At 66.1% G+C, this 1,626-nt stretch carries 1 protein-coding gene; it reads left to right on the top strand.

The features are described from left to right. The first annotated feature begins 325 nt into the window (after nt 1-325). Nucleotides 326-1,372 carry a hypothetical protein gene (locus ACQUQ1_RS22130; RefSeq protein WP_435066347.1) on the top strand — a complete coding sequence of 349 codons (1,047 nt, stop codon included), beginning with the start codon at nt 326-328 and terminating at the stop codon, nt 1,370-1,372. Nucleotides 1,373-1,626 lie beyond the last annotated feature (254 nt).

Below are 1,626 nucleotides of genomic sequence, written 5' to 3'. Positions count from 1 at the left end.
TCGTTATCCCGTCGAGGCGGACGGCCTCCGTCATGTCACCGGGCGTTTCGGCGGGGACGGGATAAACGGCGCGTTTCACACGGAGACGGCCGTCCCTCCCCGACAGCCGGTATGTCGGGCGGTTTCTCCGTTCTATCGGCCGCCGCGGTTACCGCTAGTGTCCCACTACGGCGAAATATGGACTGGATAGCTATTTCTTGGCTGTGAATAGCTTTACTCGGGTATCTCTTGCACGTCAGCGTGCTGAGCACGGATCCGCCTCGACGACGGACTGCGGGAGCATCGACCGGCGAGCCGGCACGGGCGGCCGACGGAGGGACCGTTCGTGGAGTCTAACCTCGCAGGATCCGCGCTCGCCCTGCTAGTCGTTCTCACCGCCGTCAGCGGGGCGGTCGTGGCGACGACCGGAACACCCATCGCCGTCCCCGGCCCGGGCGCACAGGCGCAACAGGAACAGCAGGCGCAACCGGGTCCGCCGAACACCTGCCCGGACGGGACCGAGTTGCTCGCCAAGTACGAGTGGAACAAGAGCGTGGATAACGGTAGTTTCGTCCCCGAGGGTAGCCCGAACGGGGTAGCGATATCCAATGTGAGCACGGACGATGACGGCGAACCGACATCGTTCAACTGGACTTCGGATCAGGAGGTCGAGGTCGTCCAGGTGAAGGGCGGACTGACCGTCGATCAGTACCCCGGCGGGACGAGCGGCTTCGTCGACTTCGGGACCAGCCCGGCGATCAGCAACGTAATTTTCTGCGTCTCGACCGAGACGCCGACCGACACCCCGACCGAGACACCAACAGACACCCCGACCGAGACACCAACAGACACCCCGACCGAGACGACGACAACGGCTACGACCGAAGAGCCCGATGTCGTCTACTGGCAGGTCGACTTCGGGGCGGGCGAGCGTCCGCCGGACCCGCCGTCCTACTGGCCGAACGACCTCATGGCGGCGTTAGGCAACTCCAGGGAGGGTGTCACGAACAACCCATCGGTACTGAGACAGGAAAACGAGAGCCAGTTGGGGGCCGTCGTCATCGTCGACAAGTCGTTCCAGTTCGACGACGAGAACGACCCGACGTCGGTGACCGTCGAGTTCAGACTCCCCGAGGGTGCCGACACACGGACGCTGCACCTCGCCTCGTTCGTCCTGCCGGGACCGTTCGACGAGGACGAGATCGACGAGCAGGAGCTGTTCGACGTCGAGAGCATCACCATCGAGGGCGGCGAGACCGCCAGTCTGACCGTGTCGATCCCGCAGCCTTCGACGACCAGCGAATCGATCGCGTGGACGCCGGGGGTGCAACTCCTCGGCGTCGGTGGCGGGTCGGTTGCGCTACTGATCTCGCGTCGGCGCCGAATCGACTGAGCGGGGTACTCAGGCCCGCGGAGGTCGCTTCGACCCCGCCGTTCCGGGACGGGACCGCGGCGCGCGATCGGGACCGACCGCCACAGGCTATCGTTCGTGGCCCGGGGCCGTCGAGCGGAGATCCCGCCGCGCGGCCTCAGACGTTGCTCGGGTCCTGGGGGACCGAGATCTCGCCGGCGACGATGGCCTCGCGCGACGACTGGATCTCCGAGGTCACGTCGTCGGGGATCTGGTCGCCGAGTTCGGTGCCGTAG

It is taken from the genome of Halobaculum sp. EA56, assembly GCF_051195075.1.
Classification (GTDB): Archaea; Halobacteriota; Halobacteria; order Halobacteriales; family Haloferacaceae; genus Halobaculum.
This window is presented reverse-complemented; position numbering and strand designations above follow the sequence as displayed.